At 68.8% G+C, this 25,851-nt stretch carries 25 protein-coding genes; 6 read left to right on the top strand and 19 right to left on the bottom strand.

Going from position 1 to position 25,851, the window contains the following annotated elements:
- Nucleotides 1-19 precede the first annotated feature (19 nt).
- The 7 genes from Q1K09_RS05885 to Q1K09_RS05855 are packed head-to-tail and all read right to left on the bottom strand — an operon-like array spanning nt 20 to nt 4,457.
- Nucleotides 20-448 (bottom strand): hypothetical protein, encoded by a 429-nt coding sequence (locus Q1K09_RS05885; RefSeq protein ID WP_300343966.1) that lies wholly within the window; start codon nt 446-448, stop codon nt 20-22.
- Nucleotides 445-867: a hypothetical protein gene (locus Q1K09_RS05880; protein ID WP_300343965.1), complete on the bottom strand. Its 423-nt coding sequence runs from the start codon at nt 865-867 to the stop codon at nt 445-447. The genes Q1K09_RS05885 and Q1K09_RS05880 overlap by 4 nt, the downstream gene beginning before the upstream one ends.
- Nucleotides 854-1,246, bottom strand: a complete 393-nt coding sequence (locus Q1K09_RS05875) for a TadE/TadG family type IV pilus assembly protein (RefSeq protein WP_300343964.1) — start codon at nt 1,244-1,246, stop codon at nt 854-856. The genes Q1K09_RS05880 and Q1K09_RS05875 overlap by 14 nt, the downstream gene beginning before the upstream one ends.
- The gene (locus Q1K09_RS05870) at nt 1,243-1,416 is read right to left on the bottom strand and encodes a hypothetical protein (RefSeq protein WP_300343963.1); all 174 of its coding nucleotides are present in this window, start codon (nt 1,414-1,416) and stop codon (nt 1,243-1,245) included. The genes Q1K09_RS05875 and Q1K09_RS05870 overlap by 4 nt, the downstream gene beginning before the upstream one ends.
- 28 nt (nt 1,417-1,444) lie before the next feature.
- Nucleotides 1,445-2,377 carry a type II secretion system F family protein gene (locus Q1K09_RS05865; RefSeq protein ID WP_300343961.1) on the bottom strand — a complete coding sequence of 311 codons (933 nt, stop codon included), beginning with the start codon at nt 2,375-2,377 and terminating at the stop codon, nt 1,445-1,447.
- Nucleotides 2,374-3,243, bottom strand: a complete 870-nt coding sequence (locus Q1K09_RS05860; protein WP_300343960.1) for a type II secretion system F family protein — start codon at nt 3,241-3,243, stop codon at nt 2,374-2,376. The genes Q1K09_RS05865 and Q1K09_RS05860 overlap by 4 nt, the downstream gene beginning before the upstream one ends.
- Nucleotides 3,240-4,457 carry an ATPase, T2SS/T4P/T4SS family gene (locus Q1K09_RS05855; RefSeq protein ID WP_300343959.1) on the bottom strand — a complete coding sequence of 406 codons (1,218 nt, stop codon included), beginning with the start codon at nt 4,455-4,457 and terminating at the stop codon, nt 3,240-3,242. Before Q1K09_RS05855 ends, Q1K09_RS05860 begins: the two co-directional genes overlap by 4 nt.
- A gap of 354 nt (nt 4,458-4,811) precedes the next feature.
- Here Q1K09_RS05855 and Q1K09_RS05850 point away from each other — a divergent pair, with 354 nt between their 5' ends.
- The 3 genes from Q1K09_RS05850 to Q1K09_RS05840 all read left to right on the top strand — a co-directional run bounded on the left by Q1K09_RS05850 (nt 4,812) and on the right by Q1K09_RS05840 (nt 9,990).
- Nucleotides 4,812-8,645, top strand: coding sequence for an FtsK/SpoIIIE domain-containing protein (locus Q1K09_RS05850; RefSeq protein WP_300343958.1), 3,834 nt, complete (start codon nt 4,812-4,814; stop codon nt 8,643-8,645).
- Nucleotides 8,646-8,764: 119 nt separating this feature from the next.
- Nucleotides 8,765-9,376, top strand: a complete 612-nt coding sequence (locus tag Q1K09_RS05845; protein ID WP_300343957.1) for a PepSY domain-containing protein — start codon at nt 8,765-8,767, stop codon at nt 9,374-9,376.
- 107 nt (nt 9,377-9,483) lie between these two features.
- Entirely contained in the window at nt 9,484-9,990 is a 507-nt protein-coding gene (locus tag Q1K09_RS05840; protein WP_300343956.1) for a MarR family transcriptional regulator, read from the top strand.
- An 11-nt stretch (nt 9,991-10,001) separates the two neighbouring features.
- On the opposite strand, the gene Q1K09_RS05835 is transcribed toward Q1K09_RS05840, so the two are convergent.
- From Q1K09_RS05835 to Q1K09_RS05810, 6 genes are all read right to left on the bottom strand, one after another.
- Nucleotides 10,002-10,934: an SseB family protein gene (locus Q1K09_RS05835; RefSeq protein ID WP_300343955.1), complete on the bottom strand. Its 933-nt coding sequence runs from the start codon at nt 10,932-10,934 to the stop codon at nt 10,002-10,004.
- Nucleotides 10,931-11,800, bottom strand: coding sequence for a bifunctional 1-(5-phosphoribosyl)-5-((5-phosphoribosylamino)methylideneamino)imidazole-4-carboxamide isomerase/phosphoribosylanthranilate isomerase PriA (gene priA / locus Q1K09_RS05830; protein ID WP_300343954.1), 870 nt, complete (start codon nt 11,798-11,800; stop codon nt 10,931-10,933). Before priA ends, Q1K09_RS05835 begins: the two co-directional genes overlap by 4 nt.
- A 19-nt stretch (nt 11,801-11,819) precedes the next feature.
- The gene (gene hisH / locus Q1K09_RS05825; RefSeq protein ID WP_300343952.1) at nt 11,820-12,461 is read right to left on the bottom strand and encodes an imidazole glycerol phosphate synthase subunit HisH; all 642 of its coding nucleotides are present in this window, start codon (nt 12,459-12,461) and stop codon (nt 11,820-11,822) included.
- A complete protein-coding gene (hisB, locus tag Q1K09_RS05820) occupies nt 12,458-13,090 on the bottom strand; it encodes an imidazoleglycerol-phosphate dehydratase HisB (protein ID WP_300343951.1) in 633 nt (210 codons plus the stop codon). The genes hisH and hisB overlap by 4 nt, the downstream gene beginning before the upstream one ends.
- Nucleotides 13,091-13,102: 12 nt before the next feature.
- Nucleotides 13,103-14,209, bottom strand: a complete 1,107-nt coding sequence (locus tag Q1K09_RS05815) for a histidinol-phosphate transaminase (protein ID WP_300343950.1) — start codon at nt 14,207-14,209, stop codon at nt 13,103-13,105.
- An 84-nt stretch (nt 14,210-14,293) separates the two neighbouring features.
- On the bottom strand, nt 14,294-14,665 hold the full coding sequence (locus tag Q1K09_RS05810) for a LysM peptidoglycan-binding domain-containing protein (RefSeq protein WP_300343949.1): 372 nt from the start codon (nt 14,663-14,665) through the stop codon (nt 14,294-14,296).
- 211 nt (nt 14,666-14,876) lie between these two features.
- On the opposite strand from Q1K09_RS05810, the gene lexA reads away from it, so the two are divergent.
- Nucleotides 14,877-15,614: a transcriptional repressor LexA gene (gene lexA, locus Q1K09_RS05805; protein ID WP_300343948.1), complete on the top strand. Its 738-nt coding sequence runs from the start codon at nt 14,877-14,879 to the stop codon at nt 15,612-15,614.
- A 51-nt stretch (nt 15,615-15,665) separates the two neighbouring features.
- Here lexA and Q1K09_RS05800 read toward each other — a convergent pair whose 3' ends face one another.
- Nucleotides 15,666-17,756: an ATP-dependent DNA helicase gene (locus Q1K09_RS05800; protein ID WP_300343947.1), complete on the bottom strand. Its 2,091-nt coding sequence runs from the start codon at nt 17,754-17,756 to the stop codon at nt 15,666-15,668.
- A gap of 4 nt (nt 17,757-17,760) precedes the next feature.
- Nucleotides 17,761-19,404: a GTPase HflX gene (gene hflX, locus Q1K09_RS05795; RefSeq protein WP_300343946.1), complete on the bottom strand. Its 1,644-nt coding sequence runs from the start codon at nt 19,402-19,404 to the stop codon at nt 17,761-17,763.
- Nucleotides 19,405-19,609: 205 nt separating this feature from the next.
- Here hflX and Q1K09_RS05790 point away from each other — a divergent pair, with 205 nt between their 5' ends.
- Nucleotides 19,610-20,293 (top strand): methyltransferase, encoded by a 684-nt coding sequence (locus tag Q1K09_RS05790; protein ID WP_300343945.1) that lies wholly within the window; start codon nt 19,610-19,612, stop codon nt 20,291-20,293.
- Entirely contained in the window at nt 20,290-21,642 is a 1,353-nt protein-coding gene (locus tag Q1K09_RS05785; RefSeq protein ID WP_300343944.1) for a hypothetical protein, read from the top strand. Before Q1K09_RS05790 ends, Q1K09_RS05785 begins: the two co-directional genes overlap by 4 nt.
- On the opposite strand, the gene dapF is transcribed toward Q1K09_RS05785, so the two are convergent.
- The 4 genes from dapF to Q1K09_RS05765 all read right to left on the bottom strand — a co-directional run bounded on the left by dapF (nt 21,617) and on the right by Q1K09_RS05765 (nt 25,847).
- Nucleotides 21,617-22,540: a diaminopimelate epimerase gene (gene dapF, locus Q1K09_RS05780; protein WP_300343942.1), complete on the bottom strand. Its 924-nt coding sequence runs from the start codon at nt 22,538-22,540 to the stop codon at nt 21,617-21,619. The genes Q1K09_RS05785 and dapF overlap by 26 nt on opposite strands.
- A gap of 8 nt (nt 22,541-22,548) precedes the next feature.
- Complete coding sequence (miaA, locus tag Q1K09_RS05775) at nt 22,549-23,463, bottom strand: tRNA (adenosine(37)-N6)-dimethylallyltransferase MiaA (protein ID WP_300343941.1); 915 nt, start codon at nt 23,461-23,463, stop codon at nt 22,549-22,551.
- A gap of 1 nt (nt 23,464) precedes the next feature.
- Nucleotides 23,465-24,985: a tRNA (N6-isopentenyl adenosine(37)-C2)-methylthiotransferase MiaB gene (gene miaB / locus Q1K09_RS05770; RefSeq protein WP_300343940.1), complete on the bottom strand. Its 1,521-nt coding sequence runs from the start codon at nt 24,983-24,985 to the stop codon at nt 23,465-23,467.
- A gap of 112 nt (nt 24,986-25,097) precedes the next feature.
- On the bottom strand, nt 25,098-25,847 hold the full coding sequence (locus tag Q1K09_RS05765) for a regulatory protein RecX (protein ID WP_300343938.1): 750 nt from the start codon (nt 25,845-25,847) through the stop codon (nt 25,098-25,100).
- Between the last annotated feature and the right edge of the window lie 4 nt (nt 25,848-25,851).

Here is a 25,851-nt window from a genome sequence, read left to right as displayed (position 1 = left end):
CTTCTCGATTCGCTCAGGCTCAGCGGTGGACGGTGACCCGAGCGTGGGAGTCGGCGGTCACCTCTACCTGGGCCGGCAGCACCCACCGCAGCACAGGAAGCTCCGCTGTGGCGGTGAGCTCCACATGCACCGTCTGTCCGGAGTCGGAGGTCCAGGCCCGGCTGACCTGCAGCTCCGTGTGCCGCTGGTGGGCTCCCGAGCGCAGCAGGTGCTCCTCAGCCGCCTCCAGCACCTCTGCGGAGCTGGCCCGGGGCACCGTGCCGCCGGTCTGCGCCGCGTAGACGGCTGCCGAGGCGGCCGCATCGGCCTCAGCCAGCAGCTGGCGGGCGGCCAGATTCACGGAGGTGGCCGAAATGATGGCGGCGGTCAGCATCAGTACCACGGCCACCACCCCGAGGATCAGCACCGTCGTCTGACCTGATTCATCGCTGTGCACTGCGCGCGTCATGGGCTGTCGGTCCTGATGTCGGAGGCGGTGGCGGTCACGGTGACCAGGCGGTGTTCGAATCCGGGCGGGTGCGGCAGCAGCGGCACCGGTACGTGGATCTCCACGGTGTGGCTGATCACCGCGCCCTCGCTGGTGCAGTTCGGGCTGCAGTCGCGGTGCAGCTGGCTCTGCTCGGTGCTGAGGCCGAAGTCGTCCAGGGCCGCGGCGACGGCGGCTTCGCTGCGGGCGGCACGCTCCGGCTCCGGGACCCCGGCGGCGACATACATCTTGGTGGCCTGATCCGCGGCGCCCACCGCAGCGTAGGAGGCGGCTTGTACCTGCGCGACGGCGAGCAGGAACCAGACCGCCGGAATCAGCAGCAGGGTGCCCAGGCCGATGAACTCCACCAGTGCGGAGCCGGATTCGTCACGGATACTCATAGGCGCTGCCCGTCACCTCCATCTCGCCGACGCCGCCGAAGATCCCCAGAACCGGGTATTGGGCGCGCACGGTGATCCGGACGACGCGCCCATCCTCCGCGCTGCGGTAGTCGTAGCGGATGTCTCTGGCATACCTGTCGGAGATCGAACTGGCGATCAACGCTCGGGTGCGCTCGAGGCCGTCTTCTGCAGTCCGGTCGTGCAGGGCGGCGAACCGGGCACCGGTGGAGGCGGCGTCGATGAGGGTGTTGCGCACGTGGACCATGCCGGCGATCTGCACCACGGCCAAAGACAGTGCCACCAGCAGGGCGGCGATCATGCTGAATTCAGCAGTGGCCGACCCCCGCTCGTCCGGCGCTCGGCGGCCGCGGAGACTCACCGGCTGACTTGGTCGATCGCCTGATTGAACAGGCCTTCGAATGCTGGGGCGGCCAGGGCGAGGAGGCCGGCGACCAGCACCGCGCTCATCAGCGTGATCATCACCCACCCCGGCACGTCGCCGCGGTCCTCGGCGAGCAGCTGAGCGAAGTGGTTCCTCAGGCGTGACATGAGTTCTTCCTTTCGTTTCAGTGGTGAGTCACAGTCCTATCTGAAGCAGGGAAAGCCCCGGGAAGATGGCGAAGATGATGGTCAGCGGTAGGATCCCGAAGACGACCGGAACCAGCATCCCGATCTCCTTGCGCCCAGCCGCCTCCATGAGTTCACGCTTGGAGACTTCCCGCACATCGGCTGCCTGAGCGCGAAGAACCTCGGCCAGCGGTGTGCCGCGCTCAACGGCGACCACCAAACCTTCAAGGAAGCGTGCGATCTGCGGGACGTCAGTGTGACTGCTGAGCGCCCGCAGCGCCTCGGTGAAGGTCTCCCCTGCTTTGACGTGGCGGATGACCTGCGAGAACTCGCCGGCGAGTTCTCCGCGGGCGGTGCGGCTGATCCGCTCAAAGGCTCCCGGGGCGCTCTCACCCGCGCTGACGGCCAGGGCGAGCATTTCCGCAATGGTAGGAAACTCTGCAATCATGCGGGCGCGCCGCCGCCGGATCCGGGCGGCCAGCGCCTGGTCCCGCAGCAAGATTCCTATGATGGCCGCGGCGGTGACCGCTGCCGCTGCCATCAGCAGCTGGAATCGTCCGGCGGCGGCCGAGACCAGCACAGCCAGCAGCGCGATGCCGGCCGCCGCGGCGGCACTGATCAGCTGCTGCAGCCGGTAGTCGGACACGCTGAGCTCCAAGCCGGCCTGGACCAGTCGGCGGCGGAGCTGATCTTGGTTGACGCTGAACCGGTCGAGCTGCCGAAGCGCGACGTTGAGGGTCGGTGTCAGGATCTGTGCTGCGGCGCCTAGGGAGGCTGCGGGCGGCCGCAGTTCTGCCTCAGGGGGAAGGGACGAGCGGACATAGGGCGCAATGCGCTCGACCATGCGCGGCTGGCTCAGGATGGGCAGTGCCCGAATAGCCAGCAGGAGGCCGGCGGCTCCAGCGATATCGGCCAGGGCTGCCCACATCAGCGGTGCACTCATACCAGCACCCGCTCCTCACGCGGCAGGGCGCCGATGCGCAGCATGATGCGGTAGCAGATCACTGAGACCAGCAGACCGGCACCGAGTACTGCCATCCCGGCAGGTCCGCGATACGCTTCGGCTGCTTCAGGGCGGGTCGCCAGCAGCAGGACCACGAACCACGGAGCTGCCACCGCGATGCGCGCCCCATTGACAGTCCAGGACTGCCGGGCGCGGAGCTCACTGCGGGTCCGGGCGTTCTCCCGCAGGACGTCCGCCAAGGTCCCCAGCAGCCTCCCCAGGTCGGTGCCGCCCAGTTCCCGGGTGATCTGCAGTGCCATGATGATTCTGTCTCCGACCGGATCGGCGAGGCGGTCCTTCAGCCGGGCAAGGGCCGGGCCCATCGCCATCCCGGACCGCCAATCCCGGGAGAAGTCAGCGAACGGCTCGCGGAGCGGCTCCGGGCCTGCGCGGCCGAGCTCCATCAGACCCTCCGGCAGGGAGAGCCCCGAGCGGATCGCTGAGCGCAGGTGGTCCACCACATCCGGCCAGACCTCCGCCAGGGCCTCCCGCCGTCGTGAGGCCTGCCAGCGCAGCACCACCCACGGCAGAGCAGAGGCGAAGAGCGCGAAGCACAGCGCTACCGGCCCGGTGCGGGTCAGCGTATAGACCGCCGCGAAGCCCGCCAGGGCACTCAGAGCGGTGGCCGTCACCGGAGCCGAGACAGGCAGGTTCTGATGCCCGGCTTGGTCCAGGAGTGTGCGGATCCGGCGCGACGCGCGGCGCTGTCTGGCGGAACTGGCCCGCTCCGAGGTCAGCGATCCGAAGATCAGCAGGAGTCCTGTTCCCAGGCCGAGTCCGGCCGCCGCCGCAGGAAGCCACATCATGTGACGGCCTCCTGGAGCAGAGAGCGCGCCCGACCGTTGAGCCTCCTGTCTTCGAAGACTGCTCCGGGACGGGGGCGCAGCTGCTGGCCGTCATGGCTGAACAGCGTGGTGGTCTCAATAGTTCCGTCCTCTACGCGGGAGCCGACCCCGAGGATCTCCTGCACATAGCGGCCCTGAGCACCTCGTACGCAGTGAACGACCAGGTCGATGCAGGAGGCCACCGTCGGCACGATGAAGCTGCGGGAGATGTTCTCTCCGGCCATCAGCGGCAGCGTGCAGATCTTTGTCAGGGCGTCCTGGGCAGAGTTCGCGTGCAGGCTGCACATCCCCGGAAGCCCGGCATTGAGCGCTACAAGCATGTCCAGGCTCTCGGCCTCGCGCACCTCCCCGACGATGAGTCTGTCCGGCCGCATGCGCAGTGCCTCCTTGACCAGCCGGCGCAGGGGGATCTCTCCGCGGCCTTCAAGATTCGGCTGGCGGCACTGCAGCCCGACCACATCCCGCAGTGGCACCTGCAGCTCGAAGATCTCCTCCACCGTCACCACACGCTCACGGGGGCCGATCGACCCGGTGAGCGCGTTGAGCATCGTCGTCTTGCCGGCACCGGTGGCCCCGGAGACCAGAATGTTCAGCCCGGCTGCCACGCAGTGCCCCAGGAACTCCGCGGCCTGGGGTGTCAGGGAGTTCCAGGACACCAGGTCCTGCAGCGAGCTGGCCCGGGCGATGAACTTCCGAATATTGACCGCCCACTCGCGGCGGGTGATGTCTGGGATCACGACGTGAAGTCGGGAACCGTCCGGCAGTGCGGCATCGACGAACGGCGAGGACAGGTCCAGCCGCCGGCCTGAGGACTTCAGCATGCGCTCCACCAGATCCCGCACCATGGCTCGGCTCAGCGACACCGAGGTCAGCTCCGGATGCCCCCGCCGCTCCACGAAGACCTGGCCGGGCTGGTTCCACCAGATCTCTGAGATCTCCGGATCGTCCAGCAGCGGCTGCAGTTCGCCGAAGCCCGCGACGGCGTCGAAGATCTTCGAAGCCGCCTGATTCACATCCCCCAGCAGCGGGAGCGAAGAGACCATAGAGCGCCGGTCATACTCCGCCACGGCCGCCTCCACAATGCTTCGTACCGTCTCGGTGTCTTCGGCCGGATCAATCCCGCGAGCACGGATGGTTTCACGCACCTGTTCTTCGACGACGGCAAGTGCGTCCACCAGCGCTCTCCTTCCAATCGCGTGTCATGTACCGACTGCTGGACGATGCTGAGGCGTTGTTGCCTCACCACCCTAGCGACACGTTGAGACTTCGGGTAGCCCCTGCCCAGCACTTGTGGAGAAAGTTCTCGCCTTATCCACAAATGGGACCTTGCACTGACTTTTGGTTACTTTTGATGTAGTTTCCCGCCATGTAGTCGTAGTGTCAAGAGTATGAGGAGATTGGATGTGCGATTCTCGCTGAGCCTCGTGCACGCTCCAGGGGCGGTGAGCTCCGCCCAATGGCGCCGACTTCGGCGCGCCGCGCCCGCCGAGGACCCACATGCTCTCCGGCTCACTGCGGATGCAGCAGCGGTGCCCCATCTCATCACCGGCCGGCAGCTTGCCGCGGCCGTGCGCGGCTGGGTGGAGACTGTGCTCGGTGCTGAATGTCCCCAGCTGCAGCTCAGCGTGGACGGACGCCTTCTTCACGAGCTGCCTGCCGGTTCTGAGCTCATTCACCCTGGAATGGTGGTTCTCCTCAGCCGACCCGGTGCTGAGCTGAATCCCCTGCGGAGTCCGGGTCTCTCGCTCTGCGTGGAGGCCGGTCCCGACTCCGGGCGGCTGATTCCGCTGCGCCGGGGCCGCTGCACGATTGGGCGCGGACGCACCGATGTGCCGATTGCCGATGCCGCACTCTCCAGACAGGAGGCGCTTCTGGATGTCGGGGTTCGCGAAGTCCGGCTGAGGAAGGACGCTCAGGACCCCGGGTGCGAGATCACCGCCGGCGAGGCCCTGGAGCGCGGGGACAGCGTCCTCCGGCTCAGCCTCGAGGCGCCCGATCCGCACCTGCCGGGGGCTTGGCCACCCGAGGAAGTGAGCGTGGGCGAACGCGAACCGGAAGCGCGCCACACCATGATGCTCGCTTTCGCTTTCGTACCGTTGGCGGCCGGCATCGTCCTGGTGGTGGTGACCGGCATGTGGTTCTTCCTGCTGTTCAGTGCCGCCAGCGCCCTGGTGGCCTCGGCCATCTTCCTGCAGGGGCGTCGACGCCGAGTCCGCTACCGACGGGCAGTGGCCCAGGCTGCCTCCGAATGGGCTGCGGCCAACGACCAGGTCCTTCCCTCTCCCGGCCGGGCTGCCGAACTTCTGCGCAGCGGATCGGCCAACGTCACACTGGGTTCCAGTGCGGCGGAGCACCCTGCCGTGCGAGCGGGCCGGGGCCGGCTCCAGGCCCTGGTCGATGCGAGCTCTGCCGGCCGCGAGACTGAGGTCGAGACCGCCGCCGGATTGGATCTCACCGCAGCAGAGGTGACGCTCATCTGCGGTCCTGACCGGGAGACTCACCGGCTGCTGCGTTGGATTCTGCTGCAGCTGCTGCTGAGTCCTGTCCCCACTCACATCACGGTGCTCAGCAGGGAGGATGACGGCCTGTGGATTCCTGAGCTGCGCGATGCCCATCGCTGCCACCTGCGCCTCGCCAGCGAGCAGATCGGCGACCCTCCGGTCGCAGGCAGCGCCGTGCTGATCAGCAGCCGCCCCCTGGAGCAGACGGAGACCGAGCGGCTGCGCCGTTCGGGCTGGCATCTGATCCTCCCGGGCGCGGGACCGGCTCGTGGCGCAGGGATGCCGGGCTGGAGCATCGACCTGGCAGAACGCCGCATCCGACGGCGCACCGCCGCCGCGGAGACCAGCGACCTGGACCGCCCGGAGGCCGAAGCCCTGCGCTTCGACGGTCTCAGCGTCTCCACCTTTCGCCAGCTCAGCCGGCTGGCACTGCGTCACCTTCGTCAGGGCGCCCTCAGCAGCCAGCTGCCCGATCACGCTGCGCAGCCCCTCCAGGGCCCTCTGCTGTGCGGCAGCGCAGTCAACTCCCTCCTGGCGGTACTGGGACCGGGCCGCACAGGCGGGCAGCAGCTGGATCTGGTTGAAGATGGGCCGCACACGCTCATCGCCGGAACCACCGGCTCGGGAAAGTCTGAGCTGCTGAAGACGATTCTGCTGTCGATGTGCGCCCGCTACGGGCCCGAGGAGCTGGCCCTGGTCCTGATCGATTTCAAAGGAGGGGCCGCCTTCCACCAGATGGCGGAGCTGGAGCATGTGCTGGGGGTCGTGACTGACCTTTCTCAGGCAGCGGCCGAACGCACTCTGGAAGGCATTCGCAGCGAACTGACCCGCCGGGAGCGCCTGTTCCTCGCCGCCGGGGCCGGCGACTACGGCGAATACCGCAGAAAGCCCGGTTCAGATCCTCTGCCGCGAATGCTGGTGGTCATCGATGAGTTCCGGATCTTCGCCCACGAACTGCCCGATCAGCTGGATGAACTGATGCGTCTGGCGACGCTCGGCCGCTCCCTGGGACTGCATCTGGTGCTTTCCACGCAGCGCCCGCAGGGAGTGGTCACCGCAGACATTCGGGCGAATATCGGGGCCAGCATCGCGCTGCGGATGCGCAGCGAGGATGAGTCCCGCGACGTCATCGGAGAGCCCACCGCTGCATCGATCTCCCGCCGTCTTCCAGGACGGGCGCTGCTGCGACGTCCCGGTGAGCCGGTCACCGAGTTTCAGACGGCGCTGCTGCAGGCCGCCAAGGCTCCGCTGCGTCTGGCGCCTAAGTTTCCGACCGGGTCCTCGCAGCACCGCAGCGCAGACGCCCCGGGAGCGAGTGGATCCGACGCGCAGTCCCCGCACTCCGAGCACGGCCCACTCACGCACACCGGCCAGATCGTCGCCATGCTGCGAGAGGAGCTTGACCGACGCGGCCAGCGGCGCCGGCACACGCCGCTGCTTCCGCCGCTTCCCGACCATCTGGAGGCTCACGAGGAGCTGACACCGATGCCCGGAACTGTCCTGCTGGGTCGCATCGACGACCCGGCTGCCCAGCAGCAGCGTGACCTGAGGCTTGATCCGGCGGAACCTCAGTGCTGGGCATTCATCGGCGAGGCTCCGGCCTCGGGTTCGGCAGCCGCTGCCGCCGCCGCTGCCCAGTTCATGGCCGCTTTCCAGGCCCGGGAAGAAGCGGATGTGTATCTGTTCGACGGCGACCGCAGCCTGGCGGGCCTGGCCGACCATCCCCGAGTGGGCGCCTGGCTGACCGAGGAGGACGCGGCCGAGGCCGCCCATTGTCTGCGCCAGCTGTGCCAGGAGCTGTCACGACGTCGTCTCGATCCTGGCTGTGCCGGCCGGCCGCTGCTGCTGGTGGTGACCGGTTACAGCCAGTGGGCGGCGTTGGCTCAGTCCAGTGCGGCCGCCGGCTGGGAGCATGATCTGGGCACGCTCGCCGCGGAGGGACCACAGGGCGGGATCTCGGTGCTGCTCAGCGGCGGTCGGGAGTTGGCCGTCGGCCGGCTGGCGGGCCGCATCCCGCATAAGGTCTACCTGCCCTTCGCCTCCAGCCAGGAGGTCACCTACCTGTGGCCCCAGCTGCGCACCTGCGAGCCGCTCCCCGGCCGCGGGGTGCTGATCAGCCCCAGCGTGGGTTCGCCGGGATTGACCGTTCAGCTGGTCACCTCTGCCCCACCTCCAGCCGCCGATCCCGACGCCGCCGCGCCTCTGCTGCGGGTGCGCCCGCTGCCGGGGCTGCTGCCTGTCGCGGAGCTGCCGAGGACTCCGCAGGCGGGTGGGGGTGCTGTGGTCGGGGTGCAGCAGTTCGACTGGTCGCCGGCGGTATACACCCCCGGGCCGGCCAATCTCATTCTCGGGTCTCCCGGAACCGGGAAGAGCACCTGCCTGCAGCTTCTGGCAGCCCGGCTGCAGAACACGGCGCTGGTGCGCGGCGGCACCGGCCAGATCGGCGCCTTGGAGCAGCGACCGGATCATCTGCTGATCGACGACGCCCACCGCTGCACCGACCAGGAGCACGCACAGATCGAGCAGGCCCTGGCCCAGGGAGTGCGCGTGGTGGCCTCCGCCGTCCCGCAGCCGGCCGTGCTCACCCAGCTGCCGTGGGCCCACCGCGCCCGCGCCCAGGGCAGCAACGTGCTGCTCAGCCCGGTCAGCCGCAGCGAGGGTGAAGCCCTGGGCGTCGTCGTGCCAGTCCTGGAGCAACCGGTGCCCGGCCGCGCAGTTCACCTTCGCCCAGGAGGTCCGGTGCTGGTGCAGTGGGCCCTGCCCGATCACAGGCAGAACACCGCCGCTGGCGCTGACCAGAACCGCTGGGCGCAGCAGCCCAAGCCGGCCGCCGGCACGGAGACCGGCAGACGTGCCGCATGAGACTTTTCTCATGTCAGCCGCCTTTCAGCGTTTTGCCGGTCAGCGGTGAGCCTGCCTCACTAATCATGGGTGTATGAGCACTGAGTTGACGCACCCCCCGGTACCTGTCCGTTCTGTCCGTGGCCGCCGTCGCCGCGCTGGGCCTGGCCGCCTGCGCACCCGAGGAAACCGAAGACGCCCCTGCCGGTGACGCCGAGGGCCAGGTGGAGACCGAAGACCAGACAGAAGCGACTCCCGACGACGCCGCCGGAGAGGAGACCACACCGGCGGAGACCGAGCCGACTGATGAGGCCACCGAGGAGCCGACTGCCGAGGCAACGGATCAGGCCACCGGTGAGGCCGGCGACTCTGCTGTCCACCAGGCCCTGGAGGCCGTGCTGGCGGAGTATCCCGACGGGGTGATCACCGAGTTCGACGACGAGGGCAGCTATGTGGAGGTCTTCGTCTTCGACGGCAGCACCGAGTGGGAGTTGGAGGTCGACGCAGAAACCTTCGAGATCATCGACACCGAGGACGATGGCATCGACTCGGATGACCAGCGCAAGGCCCAGGCCGTGGAGATCGACATTGCCGAAGCCCTGGAGGCCGCCGAGACCGAAGGCGAAGCCGATGTCCACTCCGGTGAGCTCGATGAGGAGGACGGCACTGTGGTCTACCAGATCGAGCTGACCAACGACGTCGAGGTCTACGTGGACGTCACCAACGCAGAGGTGGTCAACGTCGACCGCTGAGCCGCCTCCCACACCTGACTGCGCTGCGGGCCCTATGGGTAGACTGAACGAGCTGCCCTATAGGGCCCGCAGCTGTTAGGAACATGTGTGACGGAAGGGAAGCTTCGGTGAGTGGTGACCACGGCGCACAGGCGCCCCCCACCTCGGGGCGCGATCTCACGGGCTTCACCCCCAAAGCCAGGGCCTGGCGGGCGTTCTTCGAAACCTCCGCGCTGATCACCGACCGGATGGAGAAGCTGCTGCACGCCGCCACCGGCCTGAAGCTCAGCGACTACAACCTGCTGCTGCTGCTCTCCGAGGCCACCGGCAATCAGCTGCGCATGGGTGAGCTGGCGGAGAAGATGGTGTTCTCGCCCTCTCGGCTGTCCTATCAGGTGAAGTCGCTGGCCGCGCGCGGACTGATCGACCGCTGCACCGACGAGAACGACCGGCGCGGCATGACAGCGCGGCTGACGCAGGAGGGCCGGCGCGTCTTCGCCGAGGCCTCAGCCGTCCACGCTCAGCACATCCGGAAACTCTTTCACCCCGCGCTGGATGATGCGCAGGCCGAAGATCTGCGCGCTATCTGCGAGCAGATCCACACCACAGTGGAGCAGGCCGACACCCTGGACTGAGCGGCGAGCGGTCAGGTCTGCACCAGTTCCACGTGGACCGAATCGGCCCGACGGCGCAGCAGGTCGATCTCCTGCAGGGACGCCTGGACTGCGGCCAGCGCCAGCCGCTGGTCCACCGGGTCGCAGTCCGGCTCCACCTCCACCCCGATGCTGAGCTCCGGGCCGTGTCCGCCGCCGAGCACTCGCTCTCCGGATCTGCTGGTGGTCAGGATGCCCGGATGAGGCCGCAGCTGAAGCCGCGCGACTCCGGGGCACTGCTCCGGGATGCCCTGCAGGGCATCGGCCAGCTCGGCGTCGAGGTAGCTGGGCCGCCAGTCCCGTCCTTGGGCCAGGGCTTCGACCGCGGGCCGGCGGATGGTGTAGGTCAGCTCGGCTGGGGTCTCTGGCCGGGCCGGGTCCAGCACCACCAGGTCGGCTTCCTCGGCCAGAGCGGCGAGCATAATGCGTTCGGCCTCAGCCGCGACCGGGCGCGCCTGCCGGTGCCAGGAGGTCAGCGCCTCCACGTCGGTGAACACCGGCAGCGCGCGGCGACCATCTGGTGTGGTGAGCGAGACCAGGGAGATCTCCGCCTCTTTGTCCCCGGATTCGGCGTCCGCACTTCCGGTGGCCAGCACCGGGGCGAAGAGCCGCTGGCCGGCCAGCGCGGCCACGAACTCGGCCTCGCTGATCTGCCCGGCTATGAGCCGGCTTCGGGCCTGGGCGACCGCGGGCGGGGTGCGGCCGTCGTCGCCGTCGAAGGTGTGCAGCGGGTTGCCCTCGCCGCTGAGGTCACGGCCCGCCCACGGGATGCCCGCCGAATCAGCGGCGGCGTGGTGGGCGGCTGCTGCGTCCTCCGCGTGCCCAGGGTCCTCACCGCCGGTGGTTCCGCCGGCGCTGGAGGGTCTGCTGGCCAGCAGGTGAGCGATATGGGCCGGAAGCTGCCGACCCTCGGCTGCGGGACTCATGCGGAGTCGGCGGCCACCTTCAGCGCCTCCGGCAGGGTGAAGCGCCCGGCGTAGAGGGCCTTGCCCATGATGGCGCCCTCCACTCCGGAGGAGACCATCTTGGCCAGTGCCGCCACATCCTCGAGCGAGGAGATGCCGCCTGAGGCGATCACCGGGCGGTTGGTCTTCGCGCTGACCGCTGTCAGCAGCTCTGTGTTGGGACCGCGCAGGGTGCCGTCCTTGGTCACGTCGGTGACCACGTAGCGGGGGCAGCCGGCCTCCTCCAGCCGGGTGAGGACTTCCCAGAGGTTGCCGCCCTCTTTGGTCCATCCGCGGGCGGCCAGGGTCTCTCCGCGCACGTCCAGTCCCACGGCGATCGCTTCGCCGTGGCGGGCGATGGCAGAGGCGGTCCATTCCGGGTCCTCCAGGGCCGCGGTGCCCAGATTCACCCGGGTCGCGCCCATCTCCAGGGCTCGTTCCAGGGACTCGTCATCGCGGATTCCGCCGGAGAGTTCGATCTTGATGCCGATCTGATCGACCACCCGCGCCAGCACTTCGCGGTTGTGACCCCGGCCGAAGGCGGCGTCCAGATCCACCAGGTGGATCCATTCGGCCCCCTGGTCCTGCCAGGTCTGGGCGGCCTCCAGGGGGTCGCCGTAGCTGGTTTCGGAGCCGGCTTCGCCCTGCACCAGGCGGACGGCTTGGCCGTCGGCGACGTCGACGGCGGGCAGCAGCTGAAGCGCGGGGACGCTGCCGGAACGGGTGCTGGGGGCGGCGGCCTGAGCAGCGGCGGGCCCGCTCTGGGCGCTGTGGGTCTCAGCGCGCTGGGTGGAGGCTGCCTGGGAGGGCGCGTTGGGGCTCGGTTCGGCGGAGGGGGTGTGGCTCATGGGGTCTCTTTCGGCGGGTCTAGAGTGAGGTGATCCAGTTGCGCAGCAGCTGCATGCCGGCGTCGCCGGATTTTTCGGGATGGAACTGGGTGGCTGACAGGGGCCCATTCTCCACCGCGGCCACGAAGTCCGTTCCGTGGTGGGACCAGGTGACCTTCGGAGGGGCGATGGCGGCACTGGTCTGGTCGAAGTCCCAGGTCTGCACGGCATAGGAGTGCACGAAGTAGAACCGCTGATCCGCCAGCCCGTCGAAGAGCACGGTGTCCTCGGGCGGCCGCACGGTGTTCCACCCCATATGGGGGACCACCACGTCCTCGGGCAGGGCGGTGACCTCCCCGGGCCACTCCCCCAGCCCGGCCGCGGCGATGCCGTGCTCGACTCCGCGTTCGAAGAGCACCTGGTGGCCCACGCAGATTCCCAGCACCGGCCGGGAGCCGGCGATGCGGCGGCCGATCCAGCGTGGTGCGCCGATCCGGTTGAGCGCCTCCATCACGGCGGCGAAGGCCCCGACGCCGGGCACCACAAGTCCGGAGGCGTTGAGAATGGTCTGGGCGTCCTGGGTGAGCTCGACCTCGGCGCCGGCGCGACGCAGGGCGCGCACTGCCGAGTGCACATTGCCGGAGCCGTAGTCCAGCACTGCCACCTGGGGCTGCGGGCTCACAGCGCTCCCTTGGTGGAGGGGATCTCGTCGGTGCGGGGGTCGGACTCCACGGCAGCGCGCAGCGCCCTGGCGAAGGCCTTGAACTGGGCTTCGACGATGTGGTGGGGGTCGCGCCCGGCCAGCAGCCGCATATGCAGGCAGATGCCGGCGTGGTAGGTGATGGATTCGAACACGTGGCGGGTCATGGACCCGGTGAAGTGTCCGCCGATGAGGTGGTACTGCTGGCCTTCAGGCTCTCCGGTGTGCACCAGGTAGGGCCGTCCGGAGACGTCGACGACGGCGTGGGCCAGGGCCTCGTCCAGCGGGACGGTGGCTTCGCCGAACCGGCGGATCCCGCGCTTCTCGCCCAGGGCGGTGCGCAGCACCTCGCCGAGCACAATGGCGGTGTCCTCCACGGTGTGGTGGACATCGATGTGGGTGTCGCCCTCTGCCTCAACGGTCAGGTCGATGAGTGAATGCTTGGCCAGTGCGGTGAGCATGTGGTCGTAGAACGGCACAGTGGTGCTGATCTGTGAGCTGCCGGTGCCGTCGAGGTCCAGGCGCACGGAGACATGCGATTCGCTGGTGGTGCGTTCCATCTGGGCTGCGCGTGAGGGTTCACCGCGCCCGGGGACTGCTTCTGCTCCCATAAGGGGTCCATCCTATCGGTTGAGGTAGCGGCGCAGGGAGTCCAGGAAGGCGCTGGTCTCCTCTGGGGTGCCGGCGGTGACGCGCAGGTGTCCGGGGATCCCGACGTCGCGGATGAGGATGCCGTCATCGAGCAGGTGCTCCCAGGCGGCATGGGCGTCGTCGAGCCCGCCGAAGAACACGAAGTTGGCATCCGAGGGGTGAGGGGTCAGGCCCATGGCCTCCAGCTCGGTGACGATCCGATCCCGCTGGGCTTTGATCCGCTCCACATTGCCCATCAGGACCTCTGCGTGGTCCAGGGCGGCGCAGGCGGCGGCCTGCGTGACGGCTGAGAGATGGTAGGGCAGCCGCACCAGGCGCAGCGCGTCGGTGACTGCGGCAGCGGCGGCCATGTAGCCCACCCGGCCCCCGGCCATGGCGAAGGCCTTGCTCATGGTGCGGGTGACGATCAGTCGCGGCCGCCCCTCCAGCAACTGCAGGGCTGAGGGGGTGCCGGGCTGCCGGAATTCGCCGTAGGCCTCGTCCACCACCACCATGGTCTCGGATTCTTCGGCAGCCCGATAGGCAGCCTCCACCACCTCCAGGTCCAGCGCGGTGCCGGTGGGGTTGTTCGGTGAGCAGAGGATCACCACATGCGGGCGGTGCCGGCGGATCTGATCGGCGACGTCCTGGGCGGACTGGGTGAAATCCGGGCTGCGGGTGCCGGGAATGTAGTCGCTGTAGACCCCGCGGGCGTAGAGCGGATACATCGAATAGGTCGGCGGGAAGGCCATGACGCTGCGGCCCGGGCCGGCGAAGGCCTGCAGGATGTGCTGCATCACCTCATTGGAGCCGTTGCCGGCCCAGATCTGCTCGGGTGTGACCGGGACTGCGGATTCGGCGCTGAGGAATGCAGCGAGCTTCTCACGCAGCAGCGTGAATTCGCGGTCGGGGTACCGGTTGAGCCGCTGGGCGGCAGCGCGCACCTGACTGCTGATGGCTTCGACCACCTCAGTGGGGACGTCGTAGGTGGTCTCGTTGACGTTGAGCATGGCCGCAACGTTCAGCTGGGGCGCGCCGTAGGGCTGCTGTCCCCTCAGCTCCTCGCGGATCGGCAAGGCATCCAGGGGTGATTGGGTCACCTGACCATGGTAGTGCCGGCGGCCTGACGCAGGCTCGCCGCCGGGCGGTCGTCTCACTCTGCGGGAGCGCTGCGCAGAGCGGCCTCAGTCGGCGGGAACGTGCAGGACCTGGCCGGGCTGCAGCTGCGAGCTGTCCAGATCATTGAGCTCCACGATCTGCCCCATCACCTGGTGGATGTCACCGGCAGCAGGGGCGTCGGAGGCGATGGTCCACAGGGTGTCCCCCGGGGAGACGGTGACCTCGACGGCCTCGACGCCGGGCTGGCCTGCGGTGGTGGCCTGGACGGAGTTGAACGCGGAGGTCGCGGCGAACAGCGCTCCTGCCAGCAGCGCGATGGCGAGCATCATCACCGGCAGTCCCACCAGCAGCAGCCGGCCGCGCCGGGTGAGCCGCAGCCCCGCGGTGTGCTGTGTGAGGCTGGTGTGCACTGTCTCAGTGTTCGCGGTGGCAGTCATGGGGAAGTCCTCCTGTTTCGAACCTGTGTTCTATTTATAGCACATATCTTCGAACTGCGTCGCGACACTCGCACACATCTATGGAATCTGTATGCGGTTTCGCGTACTCTGATGCCAACCGTTCGAAGTGACGTTCGACGTCGTGACTATCCCAGCAGAGGGGTAGGACACCGGAACTGTCACCTCGGCCCGAGCAGGAGGAGACACGCAGATGGCGACCCAGGCCGACGACGCGACTCAGCAGCCGCCGAAGAAGCTCACCGAGCGGCAGCGCAAGATCGTGGACATGATTCAGTCCTCACTGGCGGAGCGCAGCTATCCTCCCTCGATGCGGGAGATCGGCGATGCCTGCGGGCTGGCCTCCCTCTCCTCGGTGACCCACCAGCTCTCCCGCCTGCAGCAGCTGGGGTATCTGCGCCGGGTGCCGGGCAAACCGCGGGCCATGGAGGTCATCCGGGACTCCTCGGGCCGCCTGCTGACCGAGGAGCAGCCCACCGCTGCAGAGCAGACTTCGGCCGCTGAGGCCGACAGCACCGTAGTGGATCTGGACGCCTACCGCGCCGGCGCGGACTCACGCACCGCCGATGTTCCGCTGGTGGGACGGATCGCCGCCGGCGGACCGATACTGGCGGAGCAGAACGTCGAGGATGTGATGCCGCTGCCACGCCAGCTCACCGGTGAGGGTGAGCTGTTCATGCTTCAGGTCCGCGGTGATTCGATGATCGAGGCCGGCATCTTCGAGGACGACTGGGTGGTGGTGCGCCGCCAGCCTGATGCGGACAACGGGGACATCGTTGCTGCGCTGCTGGATGATGAAGCCACCGTCAAGACGCTCAAGCGGCGCGACGGTCACCAGTGGCTGCTGCCGCAGAACCGCATGTACGAGCCGATCCTGGGCGATGAGGCCACCATTATGGGCAAGGTCGTCACCGTGCTGCGCTCCCTCTAGTCCGCCCTGGGGCAAGACTGAGAGTATTCGCGCAAACTATCGCGGCCGCGGCTACGAAGTCTGGCGCAGCCGGCTCAGCGCCCCGCGGGCGATGCGGCCGTCAGTGGTGGCCCAGAAGTCGGGCATAGAGCGCTTCAGGAAGCCGCCGTACTGCTTAGTGGCCAGCCGGGAATCCAGCACGGCCAGGACTCCGCGGTCCTCTGCGGTGCGGATCAGCCGTCCGGCCCCCTGGGCCAGCCGGATGGCGGCATGGGTGGCGGAGACTGTCATGAACCCGTTGCCGCCGGCGCGGGCCACCTCCTGGGTGCGGGCGCTCATCAGCGGGTCGTCCGGGCGCGGGAAGGGAATCCGGTCGATGGCCACCAGCCGGCAGGACCGTCCGGGGACGTCCACACCCTGCCACAGGCTCATGGTGCCGAACAGGCAGGTCTCCTCCTCCTCGGCGAATTGCCGCACCAGAGCTGACATGGTCGCATCACCCTGGCAGAGGATGGGCACATCCAGCTGCTCGCGCAGCTGTTCGGCCGCCTCCTCGGCAGCCCGACGCGAGGAGAACAGTGCCAGAGCCGCCCCGCCGGAGGCCTCGATCAGCTCGGCCAGCTCCTGACGCTGGTCCTCCTGGGTCTTCAGCGACGGCGGCGGAAGATGCTTGGCCACATACAGCACGCCCTGGGTTGGGTAGTCGAAGGGGCTGCCCACATCGGCGGCGTCCCAGGCTGGAGCCTTCTCCCCCAGCAGGCCGAGCGATCCTGCGATCGGCTCGAAGCTGTCCCCCAGCGCCAGGGTGGCTGAGGTCAGCACCACGGTCCGGTCGCCGAACAGGCCCTCGCGCAGCCGGCCGGCCACGGTGGTGGGCCCCACGTAGATCAGCGGCGGCTCGGAGAGGTCTGCCGGCTGGTATCCCTGGCCGGGGGTGAAGGTGCCGGGCCGGGAGAGCCAGATGACGTCGGCGGTCTCGCCGGCATCCAGCATCCGGTTGGTCACATCCAGCACGGCCTGCAGGCGGGCTCGGGCGGTGGTGCGTCCGGCGTCGGCGTCGTCCCCGGAGGGTTTGGAGTCTGAAAGAGCTGTCTTGGCGGCGTCGCGGGCTGCCTGCACTGCAGCGGCCTGCTGGGGGTTCAGCCCGCGGGCAAGCAGACCCTCCTGCACGCCGCCGAAAGCCGCCTCGATGCCGGCGGCGGCGTTCTGCAGTGCCTCCACATTGATGGCGGTGTGTTTGCGGGCGGAGCTTGCGGCGGCCTGGATCATCTGTGCTGAGAGCTGGACCGTGACCGCGGAGGTGACCCGTTCGGCCAGCTCATGCGCCTCGTCGATGATCACGGCCTCATGCTCGGGCAGCACGTCCAGGCCCTCGAACGCGTCAATGGCCAGCATGGCGTGATTGGTGACGATCAGATCCGCCTCGGCAGCTTTCTGCCGCGCCAGCTCGGAGAAGCACTCCTCCGCCATCGGGCATTTCCGCGGGCCGATGCAGTCCACGGCGTTGACCGAGACCTGCCGCCAGGCGCGGTCGGTCACGCCCTCGGGCAGGTCGTCGCGGTCTCCGGTCTCGGTCTCCTCGGCCCATTCCCGCAGCATGAGCACCTCTTTGCCCAGCCGGGTGGAGGGCTCATAGGTGGTCACCCCTCCACCGGGCTCGATGCCGGCGGCGAACAGCGCCTCCTGGTCGTCGTCCTCCTCGGGGAAGCCACCGGCCAGCTTCTGCCGGCACAGGTAGTTGGCCCGGCCCTTGACCAGCGCCACCTCGGCCGGCCGGGGCAGCTCCTCGGTGATCGATTCAAGCAGGCGGGGTAAGTCGCGGCCCATGATTTGTGCCTGCAGCGCCAAGGTGGCGGTGGAGATCACCACCGGTTTGCCCGCCTCCACTGCGTGGGCGGCCGCAGGCACCAGGTAGGCCAGGGATTTGCCGGTGCCGGTGCCGGCCTGGACCAGCAGGTGCCGCTCCTTCTCCAGAGCGTGGGCGACCCGGCGGGTCATCTCCGCCTGACCGGAGCGCTGCGCGCCGCCGAAGGCCGCCACGGCGGTCTCCAGCAGCTGCGCAGCCCGTTCAGCCCCCGGGCCCTGCGGCACCGTGGAGCCGGTGGGCTCGCCGGTCTGCGGCGCGTCAGCGGTGGCAGGCGCGGAGTGGACGGTGGAGGTCATACCCTCAGTCTCGCACCTGGTATGCGGCCAGGTCCGGAGCCAGCGCCGCACGGACCTTCACGCTGAGCCGAGTGCCCTCCTCCTGGTAGCTGGTGGAGAGGATTTCGGCGTCTTCGGCGTGCAGCCGGGACACCACCTCACCGTAGGCGTAGGGCACCAGCAGCTCCAGGGCGACGTCGGGCCGCGGGATCGCCGCTGCGATGCGTTCCTTCAGCTCCTCGATGCCTTGACCTGTGTGCGCTGAGACCACCGCCACATGGGGTTCACGACGGCGGATCCGGTCGATCACGTGGTCCTCGGCCGCATCGGCCTTGTTCAGCACGATGATCTCGTCCACCTGGTGCGCATCCACCTCGGTCAGCACTTTGCGCACTGCGGCGATCTGGCTCTCCGGCTCCGGGTGGGAGGCGTCGACCACATGCAGAATCAGGTCCGCATCGGCCACCTCTTCCAGGGTGGAGCGGAAGGCCTCCACCAGCTGGGTGGGCAGCTGACGGACGAAGCCGACAGTATCGGAGAGGGTGTAGCCGATCCCGTCCGGGGTGACCGCTTTGCGGGTGGTGGGATCCAGGGTGGCGAACAGTGCGTTCTCCACCAGCACCCCAGCGTCGGTGAGGCGGTTGAGCAGGCTAGACTTGCCGGCATTGGTGTATCCGGCGATGGCCACCGAGGGCACCGCGTTGCGCCTGCGATTGGCTCGCTTGGCCTCCCGGGCTGGCTTCATGGCGGCGATCTCACGGCGCAGCTTGGCCATCCGCTGGTTGATGCGGCGGCGGTCCAGCTCGATCTTGGTCTCACCGGGGCCGCGGGATCCGATGCCGCCGCCAGCGGCACCCACACGGCCGCCGGCCTGGCGGGAGAGCGACTCGCCCCAGCCGCGCAGGCGCGGGAGCATGTACTCCATCTGCGCCAGCTCCACCTGGGCCTTGCCCTCGCGGGATTTGGCGTGCTGGGCGAAGATGTCCAGGATCAGGCCGGTGCGGTCGATGACCTTGACCTTGACGATGTCCTCCAGGCCGCGGCGCTGGGAGGGCGCCAGCTCGGAGTCCACGATCACGGTGTCGGCGCCGAGTTCGGCCACCGCATCTTTGATCTCCAGGGCCTTGCCGGAGCCGAAGTAGGTGCCCGGGTCCGGGGTCGCGCGGCGCTGCAGGAAGCCGTCCAGCACAGTGGATCCTGCGGTCTCTGCCAGGGCGGCCAGCTCACGCAGCGAGTATTCGGCCTCTGCCGCGTTCCCGGAGGTGTAGAGGCCGGCCAGCACCACACGCTCCAGGCGCAGCTGCCGGTATTCGACCTCGGTGACGTCCTCCAGCTCGGTGGAGAGTCCCTCCACGCGCCGCAGGCTGCGGCGTTCGAAGAGGTCGTACTGGTCGCCGTCGTGTACGGTGTGGGCCTCGGTCTCGGCCAGCTCACGGGCCCGGCCGTCCAGAACACCGCGGCCGGCGTCGTCGTGGTCCTCGGACTGCTGCCGGGCACCGTTCTGGTCCCCGGACTCAGCCTGGTCAGCGGACTCGGGCTGGTCTGGGGCGTCTGTGCGGTGCTGCTCGTCGGCGATGAACGGGGTGACGCGGGCCTTATCGGCCGCGAGGATGCGGGCGATGGTCTCGTCGACCGTCGACGGGTGCGAAGATTTCTTCTGTTCAGTCATATATTCCTTGCCCGCGCCGATGACGGCGTCGCCTCAGGCGGCGCGATGCGCGGGTCTTGTTCGAGTGGATGGTCGAGCAGGCTCAACCGGCGGCGCTGCGAGGGCCGTGTCCGGGAGCGGGCTGAAGTACTCAGGCTGCGAAGCGGGGCCGTGCGTACTGGGTCGGGCGAATCCACATAATGTCCATCGTACTACGATTCAACCGATGGACTCTTCGCATTATTTCACCTCCCCTGAGGGCCCGTTCCAGCGGCGCAGCCTCGAGGTGCAGCTGGCTGGCCGATCGGTGACGGTGAGCACCGCACCGGGGATCTTCTCCCCCGACGGCGTGGACAAGGGGACCCGGGTGCTGCTGCAGGAGGTGCCGGACCCCGCCCAGGGCGGGCATCTGCTGGATATCGGCTGCGGCTGGGGCCCGATTGCGCTGAGCCTGGCGATGCGGGCGCCCCAGGCCACGGTGTGGGCGGTGGACGTCAATGAGCGGGCCCGCACGCTGTGCGCGGAGAACGCCGCCGCCTTGGGCTTGGACACTGTGCTGGTTCTCCCGCCCGAGGAGGTGCCTGCCGATCTGCAGTTCTCCACCATCTGGTCCAACCCGCCGATCCGCATCGGGAAGCCGGCCCTGCACGAGCTGCTGCTGCGCTGGCTGCCGCGGCTGGCGCCCGGCGGCGAGGCCTGGCTGGTGGTGCAGAAGAACCTGGGGGCCGACTCGCTGCAGCGCTGGCTGGCCGGGCAATTGCAGGAGGCCTTCACTGTGGAGCGGGCCGCCAGTCAGAAAGGGTTCCGGCTGCTGCGCGTGGCGCGCCATGCGGCTGACGGGCAGGCGCGCTCCGGCGGGACAGGCGGACAGACCGGCGCCGGGCAGACTTCCGGCGGGGGACAGCGATGACGGCTGCTGCTCGCCTGGATGCCCTGCCGCTGGAGGAGCTGGAGGAAGAGGTCATCTTCTCCGAGTGGCGTGCGCTGCGCGCGGTGAGCTCACGGTCGCTGCAGCGCACCGCCGCGCTGCTGGAGGCCCTGGGGGTGGACCCGCAGCGCAGTCCCGCACCGATCCTGGGGGTGGTCGGCTCCAAGGGCAAAGGCACGGCGGCCGCCTACGCCTCGGCCGCACTGGCCGCCCGCGGGGTGCGGGTCGGAACGGTGATGAGCCCGGGGGCGGTCTCCAATGCGGACCGGATCCGCGTTGACGGGCAGGCCGCAGATGCTCGGGCGCGACGCCGGGCGCTGCTGCGGATTGCTGAGGCTGTGCGTGGACTGCCGAAGCCGACGGCGTCGAGCGGGTACTTAGCCCCCACCGGACTGTTCATTGTGATGGCCATGCTGATCTTCGCCGAGGAGCAGGTGGAGGCAGTGGTGGCGGAGGCCGGTATCGGGGGCGGTTCGGATGATCTTTCGCACTGGCCGCTGACTGCGGTGGTGGTCACCGGGATCTTCGCTGAGCATCTGGACATACTGGGCCCCACGGTGGCCGATGTGGCCCGCGATAAGGCCGCGGTGATCCGTCCGGGCACCGGGCTGGTGGTCAGCCTTCCGCAGTCCGCGCAGGTCCACCAGATCGTCCAGGAAGCCTGCACTTCCGCCGGGGCGCGTCTGCTGACGGCTTCCCCGCAGGCGACGGCGCTGGTTGCGCATCTTCCTGCCGGCTACGCCCGGGACAATGCCGCGGCCGGTCTGACGGCAGGTTTCGCGCTGCCGGTTCCCGCCGCCGGTGCGACGCCGGCCGCGGCGGAGGCTGTGGTGGGCTCGGTGCATTATCCGGGCAGGCTGTCGGTGCACGACGCCGGCAGCGGCGGCCGCGTGGTGGTCGACTCGGCGGTCTCAGCAGACGGCCTGGCTGGGGCCCGCCGGTTCGCCGCCGCCGAGCTGGATGGGCTGGACCAGGTGCTGGTCTGCCTGCCGCCGTCGAAGGATCTGGATGGTTTCGTCCACCAGCTGGAGGACTTCTCCGGGCCGAAAGTGTTCGTGGAGCTTCCGGGGGCCTATATCGGTGTGCCGGATCGCGGCCAGTGGCCGGATGCTCCGGGCTGGCACTGGCTGCGGTTGGAGGATCTGGGCGAGTCCGGTGTCCACGCCGCCCCCGGGTCGGCTCAGCTGGCTGAGACGCTGGATCGCCGTCGCTCTTTGGCCGTGGGGACGGTGCTGTTCACCTCGCTGGTGCTGCGCACTCTCAGGGCCGAGGCTGGTCGCCTGTTTGTGCCTCCGGGGCAGGATGTCACTGCGGGAGGTACTCGGCGGTGAGTTCCCCGGTGTAGACCAGCGTGGCGGGTCCGGAGAGCTCCACCTCTTCAGCGCCGTCGCTGCGTTGGCTGAACCGCACGGTCACCTTGCCTCCGGGCACGCTGACTCGCCAGGTGTCCACCCCGTCTCCGGCGGCCCAGACGCGGACTGCCGCAGCGGCCGCGCAGGCTCCGGTGCCGCAGGAGAGCGTCTCCCCCACGCCGCGTTCGTGCACGCGCATGCGCACCCGGCCCACACCTGCCTCGACCAGCGGTTCGGCCGGCACCACGAACTCCACATTGGTGCCGTTCGGCGGCGTGGGGTCCACGGTCGGGGCGCGGTGCAGATCCAGGTTCTGCAGCGCGGCCGGCTCAGAGAGCGCCACGACTGTGTGCGGGTTTCCCATGGAGATGCTCAGGGCCGGGCGCGGTTCGGACAGCCCTGCGGCACGGACCAGGGAGTCGCTGGCCCGTTCGGAGGCGAGCTCGGGGTCGATGAAGGACCACACTCCCATGCTGACCGCGTAGCCTTCCTCTGACTGCCGCACGGTCTTCAGCCCGCCGCGGGTGAGGACGGGCAGGGTGTCCTCGGCAAAACTCGCCAGTCCTTGGGCACGCAGGTAGTGGGCGAAGGCCCGCACGCCGTTGCCGCACATCTCGGAGACGGATCCATCACTGTTGCGATAGTCCATGAACCACAGCGGCGCCTGGTCGGTGCTGGTCAGCCCGGTTGCGGCCAGTTCGGCGCGACCGGCGTCGAACAGGTGGGCCGGCACGGCACGGATCAGCCCGTCGGCGCCGATTCCCCGGTGGCGGTCGCACAGTGCGGCGACCAGCTCGGCGTCGAGCTGTTGGGATCCGGCGGGGTCGGCTACGAGCACAAAGTCGTTGCCGGTGGCGTGCACCTTGGTGAACTGCATGGTCCTAGTCAACCATCTGCGGGGCCGATTGCTTCCACAGCATTCTCGAGCAGCTGCGGGCTGGGTGCCTCGAGCCAGTGGATGCGCGGGTCGGCGCGGAACCAGGTCTCTTGGCGCCGGGCGAATCTGCGGGTGGCGGTGATGATGTCTTCCACGGCTTGGTCTTCGGACCAGGCGCCGTCGATGACGCGGAGGTACTGCTGGTATCCGATGGCGCGGGAGGCGGTGCGGGATTCGCGCAGCCCGGCCGCTTCCAGGGTCCGGACTTCCTCCAGAAGCCCCTGGCTGCGCATCTGGTGGACGCGCTCGGCGATGCGCTGGTGCAGCAGGGCCCGGTCCACGCGCAGACCGATCTGCACCACCGGTTCCACAGCGGGCTCATACCTGCGCTGCGGCATATAGGAGCTGAAGCTGCGTCCGGTCAGCCGCACCACTTCCAGGGCACGCACCAGCCGGCGTACATCGGCGATGACGGCGGCTGATTCTGGGTCGCTGCGGCGCAGTTCGTCGCGAAGCGCTGCGGCGCCGCTGGCCTGCAGCTCGGCAGTGATCTGGGCTCGCAGCTGCGGGTCTGTGGGTGGGAATTCGATGGCGTCGGTCACCGCCCGGATGTAGAGCCCGGAGCCGCCGGCCAGGATGGGGGTGCGGCCGCGGCTGCGGATCTGGTCGATGATCCGGCGGGTCTGGTGCTGGTAGTCGGCCACGGAGGCTTCCTCGGTGACCTCCAGGACGTCGAGCATGTGGTGGGCGATGCCCTGCTGCTCGGCGGCGGTAACTTTGGCGGTGCCGATGTCCATGCCGCGGTATAGCTGCATGGAATCGGCACTGATGATTTCACCCTCGAGCCACTGGGCCAGCTGGATGGCCAGCCCGCTCTTGCCGGAGGCGGTGGGACCGGCGACGACGATCAGCGGCTTCGTCACGTCAGCTGCCGGCGGGGCGGAGGGTCGGCATGCCCAGCGAGACTGTTCCCGGTGCGGAGCCGCCGACCTGGGTGGTGCCTACACCGCAGGAGTCGGCCTGCCAGCGGTCCCAGGCGTCTCCTGCTCGGGAGCGCCGGAGCTGGTACTGCTCGGGCTGCGGGTCGGAGAGCAGGTGGAAGCTGCCGGCTTCGGTGATGGGTACGGTGACGAAGTCGCCGGGGCGCGGGGCGGGCTGGCCGGCGGGGACGCTGAAGTGCACCAGCCGGTTGTCCGGGGCGCGGCCTGCCAGCCGTCCGGTCTGTTCACCTTTGCTGCCGGTGTCGGCGGTGACCAGCAGCTCCTGCACGGTGCCGACCTGGTGGGCGTTCTCCTCTGCGGTGATGCGGTTCTGCAGGGCGATGAGCCTCTCGAACCGGCGCTGGACGACCTCTTTGGGGATCTGGTCCTCCATCTCGGCCGCGGGCGTTCCGGGACGCGGGGAGTATTGGAAGGTGAAGGCCGAGGAGAAGCGGGAGGCTTCCACCACGCGCATGGTGTCTTCGAAGTCCTCCTCTGTCTCGCCGGGGAACCCGACGATGATGTCGGTGGTCACTGCCGCGTGCGGGATGCGTTCGCGGACCTTGTCCAGGATGTTCAGGAAGCGCTTGGCCCTGTAGGAGCGGCGCATGGCTTTGAGGATCCGGTCGGAGCCGGACTGCAGCGGCATATGCAGCTGGGGCATCATGTTCGGGGTCTCGGCCATGGCGTCGATGACGTCGTCGGTGAAGCTGGCCGGGTGCGGGCTGGTGAACCGGACCCGCTCGAGCCCGTCGATCTCACCGCATGCGCGCAGCAGTTTGGCGAAGGCCGCCCGGTCGCGGAACTCGACACCGTAGGTGTTGACGTTCTGACCCAGCAGGGTGACTTCTACTGCGCCGTCGTCGACCAGGGCTTTGACTTCGGCGAGGATCTCTCCGGGACGGCGGTCGCGTTCTTTGCCGCGCAGGGAGGGCACGATGCAGAAGGTGCAGGTGTTGTTGCAGCCCACGGAGATGGAGACCCAGCCGGAGTGCACGGATTCACGTTTGGTCGGCAGGGTGGAGGGGAAGGTCTCCAGGGCTTCGAGGATCTCGATGGAGGCTTCCTGGTTGTGGCGGGAGCGCTCCAGCAGGGTGGGCAGTGAGCCGATGTTGTGGGTGCCGAAGACCACGTCTACCCAGGGGGCGCGCTTGAGCACTGTGTCCTGGTCCTTCTGGGCCAGGCATCCTCCGACGGCGATCTGTGTGCCGTGGGCGTCCTTGACGGGCTTGAGCTGCCCGAGGTGGCCGTAGAGGCGGTTGTCTGCGTTCTCGCGCACTGCGCAGGTGTTGAAGACCACCAGATCTGGCGTGGTGTTCTCCTCGGCTGGTGTGTAGCCGGCTTCCTCCAGCAGGCCGGAGATGCGTTCGGAGTCGTGGACGTTCATCTGGCAGCCGAAGGTGCGCACCTCGTAGGTGCGTGCGGCGGCGGAGGTGCCGGTGCGGTCCAGGACAGTCTCGGTCATATCGGCTCAGTGCTGCCTCTCGTGGGGCTGCTTCTTCTCGGGGGTCGGTGCAGAATGCTCCGCCGATTCTACCGGCTTGCCGCGATGGCCCCCACGGACGGGTGCCGCTGGCTCAGTGGATGCGGGCGTCGATGGCTTCGCGCACCAGCTGCAGAGCGGACGAGGGGCTGTGGCCGCGGCGTCCGAGCATGCTCACCAGCCGGCGGGTGACCTTGTCCCGCTCCTTGCGGTCCTCGGGTCCGTTTCCTGCCGGCAGGGTGATACCGCGCAGTTTGGAGTCGATGAGCTGCTGGGCGGCGGCCTGCTCGTCCTCGGCACTGAGTTGGTCGAGTGCGGCTTCGATGTGCTGCTCGGCGACTCCTTTGTCCTTCAGCTCGCGGCGCAGCGCCGCTGAGCCGAGGCCCTTGAGCTCGTGCCTGGTGCGCACCCAGGTGCGGGCGAATGCGGCGTCGTCGATCAGCTGGACCTCTTCCATCCGGTCCAGCACCGCGTCGATGACCTCCGGTGCGAAGTCCCGTTCGCTCAGCGCCTGGGCCAGCTGGTGCCGGGATTTCGCCGAGCCGGTGAGTTTGCGCAGCACCACGGCCCGCGCCTTGGCGTAGTCCCCCTCCTCGGAGTCTGCGGTGGGCGCGGACTCCGAGTCTGCGGGACGATCGGAGGACCCTGCCGAGGGCCGGCCGGAGGACTGCGACGCCGCATTTGGATCCGCTTCGCCCTCGGCTCCCGCGGACGGGTCACCCGGACTGCTGCTGGGTCCGCTGACGGTCGGATCCGATTCGATCCGGCGCATGGATTCCCGCAACTGGGCGATAGTGTCAGCCGGGGTGCCGGCCGGGACCTCGGCAGGGGTCTGCTCAGCCATAGGT

Origin of the sequence: Nesterenkonia sp., from assembly GCF_029265375.1 — a bacterium.
Classification (GTDB): Bacteria; Actinomycetota; Actinomycetes; order Actinomycetales; family Micrococcaceae; genus Nesterenkonia.
The sequence above is the reverse complement of the archived record's forward strand: the minus strand, read 5'-3'. Positions and strand labels throughout refer to the sequence as shown.